Source organism: Flavobacterium sp., assembly GCF_035760125.1.
Taxonomy (GTDB): Bacteria; Bacteroidota; Bacteroidia; order Flavobacteriales; family Flavobacteriaceae; genus Flavobacterium.
In genome coordinates this window covers 1-5,369 of record NZ_DASTTN010000443.1, presented here as the reverse complement: position 1 = coordinate 5,369, position 5,369 = coordinate 1, and the positions used below count along the sequence as shown (strand labels likewise).

The 5,369-nt window shown below is 33.4% G+C and carries 5 protein-coding genes and 1 tRNA gene; 4 read left to right on the top strand and 2 right to left on the bottom strand.

Annotated features, from left to right (window positions below; all coding sequences use genetic code 11):
• Window positions 1-661 (bottom strand): DUF2723 domain-containing protein (locus VFS71_RS15740; RefSeq protein WP_326402445.1); only part of this gene is annotated, 661 nt, incomplete at its 3' end.
• Window positions 662-924: 263 nt separating this feature from the next.
• Between VFS71_RS15740 and VFS71_RS15735 the strand changes: the two genes are divergently transcribed.
• Window positions 925-995 (top strand) — tRNA-Gln (locus VFS71_RS15735).
• Window positions 996-1,101: 106 nt separating this feature from the next.
• Here VFS71_RS15735 and VFS71_RS15730 read toward each other — a convergent pair.
• Window positions 1,102-1,926: a universal stress protein gene (locus tag VFS71_RS15730; protein ID WP_326402443.1), complete on the bottom strand. Its 825-nt coding sequence runs from the start codon at window positions 1,924-1,926 to the stop codon at window positions 1,102-1,104.
• A 172-nt stretch (window positions 1,927-2,098) separates the two neighbouring features.
• Between VFS71_RS15730 and rimP the strand changes: the two genes are divergently transcribed.
• From rimP to VFS71_RS15715, 3 genes are all read left to right on the top strand, one after another.
• Window positions 2,099-2,563, top strand: coding sequence for a ribosome assembly cofactor RimP (gene rimP, locus VFS71_RS15725; protein WP_326402441.1), 465 nt, complete (start codon window positions 2,099-2,101; stop codon window positions 2,561-2,563).
• A 13-nt stretch (window positions 2,564-2,576) separates the two neighbouring features.
• Window positions 2,577-3,830: a transcription termination factor NusA gene (nusA, locus tag VFS71_RS15720; protein ID WP_310006832.1), complete on the top strand. Its 1,254-nt coding sequence runs from the start codon at window positions 2,577-2,579 to the stop codon at window positions 3,828-3,830.
• A gap of 90 nt (window positions 3,831-3,920) precedes the next feature.
• Window positions 3,921-5,369, top strand: a 1,449-nt coding sequence (locus VFS71_RS15715) for a translation initiation factor IF-2 N-terminal domain-containing protein (protein ID WP_326402440.1), incomplete at its 3' end; no start/stop codon positions are given.

Sequence of the window (5,369 nt, the reverse complement as noted above, 5' to 3'; positions counted from 1 at the left end):
TAATGAAATTTTTAACCGTGACTACTTTATAGTTTTTAAAAAAATATAAAAATCCAATCGCCGGAATGGTCAATAGAGACATAAAGTGTACCCCAAAAGATAATCCTACTACCAGAGAAATTAAGAGTAGCCATCTGTTTCCTCTTGGAGTGTTCATCTCCTGTTCCCAGCGTAATCCCAACCACAATAGCAAAGAAATTAGCAAAGTGGCCATGGCGTATACTTCAGCTTCGACAGCATTGTACCAAAAACTATCCGAAAAGGTATAAGCTAAAGCGCCAACTAAAGAACTTCCAAGGATGACAATTGAATTGTTTTTGTTGATTTCAGAATATTGTCCAATTATTTTTTTTAAGATCATTGTTGATGACCAAAACATAAATAATATAGTGAAGGCACTAGAAAATACAGAGGTCATATTCACCATTAAAGCAATGTGCTCTTTATCTATGGCAAACATTGCAAAAAAAGCACCAATCATTTGGAATAGTGGAGCTCCAGGTGGGTGGCCAACCTCAAGTTTGGCGGCTGTAGCTATATATTCGCCACAATCCCAAAAACTCATTGTGGGTTCAACAGTAAGTGTATAAGTTATTAAAGCGATTGAAAAGGCAAGCCAACCTGTAATTGTATTCCATTTGTTGAAATTGAATGATGTCATATACTAGTCTTCTGTTTTTTTTATGTGTTTTAAAAAGTGTTACAAAGAAAATGTTTTTTTTTTTAAAGTTAAGTCGCATTATTATAATTTTATAGAAAATAATCGTTTTGGTAAAAGCTTTGTCTTTCAGTATTTTAATCAGATTTTGTTTTTTAAATTGAAATTTGTTTCAATTTTTTTGAAGAAAAAGGCAAAAAAAGTTTGCACAGCTTGGAATTTGTTTTAAATTTGCACTCGCTTAGCAGAAATGTTAGCAAGAAAGCTGGTCTATGGTGTAATGGTAACACAACTGTTTTTGGTGCAGTCTTTCTAGGTTCGAGTCCTAGTAGACCAACGGAAGCCCTTCAATTTGAAGGGCTTTTTTTATGGTATTAATCGAAGTGTTACATTTAAAAAGAAAGCCTCTCAAAATTTTGAGAGGCTTTCTTTTTGTTGTGAATTTATATTCTAAATGTTAATACGGGTTTTGTGGCGTGGTTTACCAAATCCTCAGAAATGCTTCCGGTGAAGAAATGGTTAAGGCCGGTTCTTCCATGAGTGCAAAATGCGATTAAGTCGGCATCTTTTTCGTTGGAATAGTTGATAATCCCTTTTTCTATATTGCTTTCGTTATATGTTTCAAATGAGTATTCTGGCATGTCGAAATCAGCAACAAAATCGGTTACTATTTTACGTGCGGCCGAAGTGCTTTTGAAGGTATTCGGCGTGCAAATCATTACCAAGTTTAATTTTGATCCAAATAATTTAGTGAAATCAATCATTTTTTGAAATGGTTTTTTAATTTCTTTTGAAAAATCGGAAGCGAAAATGATGTTTTGGACTTTGAAATTATTTATTTTGTTTTTAATAACTAAAACAGGGGTTCCGGATTGTCTTACTACTTTTTCGGTGTTTGATCCAATGAAAATTTCATCAATTCCTGAGGCACCATGAGAACCCATGACAATTAGATCTATGTCGTTTTGTTTGATGTAGTTGTTTATTCCGTGGTATGCACCATCAAGTCGTATTACTTCTGTTACTTTGATTCCTTGTATGTAAGGGCGGTTTTTAATATTTTTTAATGTTTCTTCTGCTTTGCGTTTAAAAAGCATTACCTCTGGGATACTTGTTGCTCCAGTTAAGGCGTCATTCATTTGGCCTGGTAATTCAAGCATGTGAATTAAAATGATTTCACAGTCATTTTTTTTTGCAATTTCTGCGCCAACTTCTATTGCTTCATCAGCATATTTAGAAAAGTCAGTCGGAATTAAAATTCTTTTCATGGTGTTTGGGGTTTAATTTATCAGTAAAACTGTGCTAATTTAATAGATTAAAGATATAAATTTTTTTAATAGTAATCAATTTTTTTGATTTATAAAAAAACACTATATTTGCACCGTTATTTATTAAAACTTAAATAATGAGGGGACTAATGTCCCCTCTTTTTATAAAGATATGACATTTAAAGAAAAAGTAAAGCAAGTATTAGAAGAGGCTCTTCTTGAAAAACCATCTATTTTTTTAATTGACTTGACCATAACGGACAGTTTTAAAATTATTATTGGTATTGATGGGGACAATGGCGTGGTTTTGCAGGATTGTATTGATATAAGTCGCGCTGTTGAAAATAATTTAGATAGAGAAGAACAAGATTACTCTTTGGAAGTAGCTTCAGTTGGAGTTGGTTCACCTTTAAAATTAGTTAGACAGTATAAAAAAAATATCGGTAGAACATTAATTGTTAAAACGAATACCGAAAATATTGAAGCAGAATTAGTTGAAGCTAATGATCTTTTTATAATTTTGTCTTGGAAAGCTAGAGAACCCAAAAAAATTGGTAAAGGAAAAGAGACGGTTCAAAAAGAACAACAAATTCCTTACTCAGATATTAAAGAAGCAATTGTTACAGTAACATTTTAATTAAAGAATTCGCATGGAAAATTTAGCATTAATCGATTCATTTTCAGAGTTTAAAGATGATAAACTTATTGATCGTGTAACGCTTATGGCAATTTTGGAAGATGTATTTAGAAATGCATTGAAAAAAAAATACGGTTCAGATGATAATTTCGATATCATTATAAATCCTGATAAAGGAGATATGGAGATTTGGAGAAGAAGAGTAATCGTTGCTGACGAGGATTTGGATTTTGAAAATGAAGAAATTACATTAACCGAAGCTAGAAAAATTGAAGCTGATTTTGAAATTGGTGAAGAGGTTTCTGAAGAAGTTAAGCTGATAGATTTGGGTAGAAGAGCGATATTAGCTTTAAGACAAAATTTAATTTCGAAAATACACGAACACGATAATACCAATCTTTACAAACAATTTAAAGATATTATTGGTGATATATATACAGCGGAGGTGCATCATGTACGTCCAAGAGTTGTAATTTTGGTGGATGATGACGGAAACGAAATCATTTTACCAAAAGAAAAACAAATCCCTTCAGATTTCTTCCGTAAAGGAGATAATGTGAGAGGTATAATTGAAAGCGTTGAACTAAAAGGAAATAAGCCTCAAATTATTATGTCTAGAACTTCAGATAAGTTCTTGGAGAAATTATTTGAACAAGAAATTCCAGAAGTTTTTGACGGTTTGATTATGGTTAAAAATGTTGTGAGAATTCCTGGTGAAAAAGCAAAAGTAGCTGTTGATTCTTATGATGATCGTATTGATCCGGTTGGAGCCTGTGTGGGTATGAAAGGATCTCGTATTCATGGAATTGTTCGTGAATTAGGAAATGAAAATATTGACGTAATTAATTATACTAGTAATGTTCAATTGTATATTACTAGAGCATTAAGTCCTGCTAAAGTTTCTTCAATCAAAATTAATGAAGAGACAAAGAGAGCTGAAGTGTTTTTGAAATTGGAAGAAGTTTCTAAAGCAATCGGTAGAGGAGGTCATAATATTCGTTTAGCTGGTTTGTTGACTGGTTATGAATTGGATGTAATACGTGAAGGTGATGTAGCTGGTGCAATTGCAGATGATGACGATGTTGAATTGACTGAGTTCTCAGATGAGATAGAAGAGTGGGTAATTGAAGAATTTGCAAAAATTGGTTTGGATACTGCGAAAAGTATTTTGAAACATGATGTAGAAGATTTAGTTAGAAGAACCGACCTAGAAGAGGAAACGATTTTAGATGTAATGAGAATATTAAATGAAGAGTTTGATAGTTAACATGCTATTAATTCCTCATATAAAATAAATTTCTATTTTTATTATAAAATATAAGTAGAACAACGAATAAGGTAAAAATAAAAAGGTTTTATGTCTGAAGAGAGAATTATTAGAATAAACAAGGTTTTAAGGGAATTAAATATTTCGTTAGAAAGGGCTGTGGATTATCTAAAAGATAAGGGTATTGCTATTGAATCAAACCCAAACACAAAAATTTCTGAGCAGGAATTTAATATCCTACAAAGTCAGTTTGCAGGCGACAAGGGGAATAAAGAGGCTTCTAAGGAAGTAGGTGAGGAGAAAAGAAAAGAAAAAGAAGCTTTGCGTATTGAGCGTGAAAAAGAAGTTGAAGACAAACGCAAATTAGAAGAAGACCGTTTGAAACAACAAGAAGTTATTAAAGCTAGAGCTGTTTTGTCGGGACCAATACAAGTTGGTAAAATTGATCTTAATCCTAAAAAGCCTACTACTGCTCCAGATCCTGTTGTTGCTGAAAAAGTAATTGCTCCTAAAGAGGTAGTTCCAGAAGAAAAGCCTGTTGTAAAAGAAGAAGTTAAAAAAGAAACTGTTGAGAATGTTATAAAAGCAGAGGCTCCAGTAGAAAAAGTTAAAACAGAGATTCCAACTTCTGAGGTAAAAGATAAGCCAAAGTTTAAGGAAGTTAAGAATGTTGAGAAACCAGAATCAGCAACAGAGAAAAAAGCTGAAGCTACTTCAGGGGAAGCTCCGGTTGAAGAATCAATTACAACTCAATATCAAAAACTTTCTGGTGCGACTTTAACGGGTCAAGTTATTGATTTGTCTCAATTCAATAAGCCAAAAAAGAAAAAAGAAGATCCAAAAATTACGCCTAATAAGCCTGGTGCTCCTGGAGCGGCTGGTGCTAATAATGCGAACAAAAATAAACGCAAAAGAATTGCTCCAAAGCCAGGTGCGCCTAGACCGCCTGCTACTCCTGGAGTTCCTGGAGCGCCAAATCCAAACAAAATCACTCCAAACACAGGAGGTGGTGGTTTTAATGCAAATAGAAGTGCAAGACCTGGATTTGTTAAAGGAAATAGACCTGCAATTGTTGCAAAAGTTGAGCCTACTGAGGAAGAGGTTAAAAACCAAATCCGTGAAACTTTGGAGAAACTTCAAGGTAAAGGTGGTAAATCGAAAGCAGCAAAATACAGAAGAGATAAAAGAGATACACACCGTCAGAAATCTGATGATGAGCAAAGAGCTTTAGACGAAGGAAGTAAAACAATTAAAGTTACTGAGTTTGTTACTGTAGGTGAAATTGCAATTATGATGGATGTGCCAATTACTAAAGTGATTGGAACGTGTATGTCACTTGGAATTATGGTTACCATGAACCAACGTTTGGATGCAGAGACATTAACAATTGTTGCTGACGAATTTGGTTATGATGTTGAGTTTATTACTGTAGATATCGAGGAAGCAATTCAAGTTGTTGAGGATAAAGAAGAGGATTTAGTATTTAGAGCTCCTATTGTAACTGTAATGGGTCACGTCGATCACGGTAAAACATCTTTG